Genomic DNA, 1,838 nt, shown 5'->3' with positions numbered 1-1,838 from the left:
TGTTTCTACATTCAGCATAACCACATGTTTTTTATTTCTCATGGCATCGGTTGCTACCTTTGCTCCCACATCCGGCACTCCCGTCGCATCAATGGCACACTCTACCAGATTTGCATGTGATACGAAGTTGGCATCTTCACATGCAACATATTTGCCTGCTTCCATTGCCGCATTGGCATCTTCCAGTGTTTTTGCAATGGCAATATCATCTTCGGAAACTCCTGCGTATTTAAACGCATTGACTGCATTCTCTACTTTGATATCAGATACGATCGCCGGCATCATTCCGTTCATCAGAACCATCTGGGTTACCATTCCCCGCCCCATCTGTCCGGCTCCGACAATTCCGGTTTTAATGATTTTTCCTTCTTCCTGTCTCTTAATTAGTTTTTGATCCATGTTCAGCATAATTTCACTCTCCTACTTCATATCTTTCCATGTTTGTTGTTACCTTTGTGCTTATCAATTACTTTTGATACTTGTATTATATACACTTTACAGATGTTCGTCAATATTTTTTTGTTTTTTTCCCTTATTTACTTGAATTATATTGATTTTCACTATATAATTTCATTAAAATTAGTTACATTTGTGCTTCTCCCTGTTTGTACTGAAAGGAGTCCCTTATGAATAAAAGAGAAAACGAACAAATGATGTACGATAAAATTCTTCTGGTTGCAAATCTTTATTACAAAAGCCATTTATCACAACAAGAAATAGCAAAACGGCTCAACGTATCCAGACCCTGGATTTCTAAATTGCTGTCCAAAGCGCAAGATCTCGGAATTGTAAAAATCACCATTAATTCACCTATTTCCGGAAACGCTACTTTAGAAAGACATTTAAAAGAAAAATATCACCTTTCCTATGCCGGTGTCATTTCTTATGACGAAACTAAGAAGGACTACGTGGCTCTTGCCGCTGCGAATTATTTTATTTCTCAGATCCAACCAAAGGATATTATCGGAATCGGTTGGGGAAATGCAATTTCCCGATTTATTCACGAGCTTACACCTCTTGATATGCCGGATACACAGACTGTCCCTCTTGCCGGAAGCTTTGGAACCACCTTTGAAACCCTCCCAAATTACAGTGCAATCGAATTAGCAGAGAAGATCGGCGGAACTGCGAACGTTGTGCATGCACCGGCGTTTTGTTCTTCCAAAGAAGAATATGAAGCCCTCATTACAAACCAGAATACCCAAAGATTATTATCCATGGGAGAGCATGCAGATATGATCGTTACCGGAATCGGAACCTTTGCAGATTCCTTTTTGACTCGATATCACATCCTTTCCGAAAGAGATATTAAGCAATTAAAACAGGCGGATGCCATCGGAGATATTGCCATGCAATTTCTCGACCGACGCGGAAATCCCATTGATCTGGATCTTACGCGGCATCTGGTAAAAGCAAATATTTTTAAGGCGAAACAAAATGCCAGAACAGCCATTGCAATTGCAGAAGGAACAGAAAAAACCGAAATCATTCATACTGTCTTATCTCTTCACCTGGTGGATGCTTTCTTTACCACTGAAGAAACCGCGCTGCTACTCCTGTCATCCAAAGATTCCTGATTTCATATGCAATAACAAAGAGAGGAAACTTCATTTCCAGTGAATGTCTCCTCTCTTTGTTTTATATAAAAATGGTATGTTAAAGTATGTCGCCCGTTCTGAAATTATAATACGTTTCTTCCGTACATTGCATCCTGTTCTTTTCTCAGCTGATAAATCAGTGTGCTCTTATCCAGTTCAATATCATCGTACGTCAACAGCTGACCCTTCTTTACATCTCTCTTCATTACCGCTTTGTTGGTTACCAGACCAAACGGCACA

1 protein-coding gene and 1 pseudogene are annotated in these 1,838 nt (G+C 39.7%); one reads left to right on the top strand and one right to left on the bottom strand.

All coding sequences use genetic code 11. The features are described 5' to 3' along the window. A pseudogene (locus tag AC27EF_RS13540) lies at positions 1-408 on the bottom strand (NAD(P)H-dependent oxidoreductase); the annotation flags it as partial. Between the two features lie 218 nt (positions 409-626). Here AC27EF_RS13540 and AC27EF_RS13535 point away from each other — a divergent pair. Next, entirely contained in the window at positions 627-1,577 is a 951-nt protein-coding gene (locus AC27EF_RS13535) for a sugar-binding transcriptional regulator (protein WP_487111295.1), read from the top strand. The last annotated feature ends 261 nt before the right edge of the window (positions 1,578-1,838 follow it).

It is taken from the genome of Anaerostipes stercorihominis (assembly GCF_057535655.1).
The sequence above is the reverse complement of the archived record's forward strand: the minus strand, read 5'-3'. Positions and strand labels throughout refer to the sequence as shown.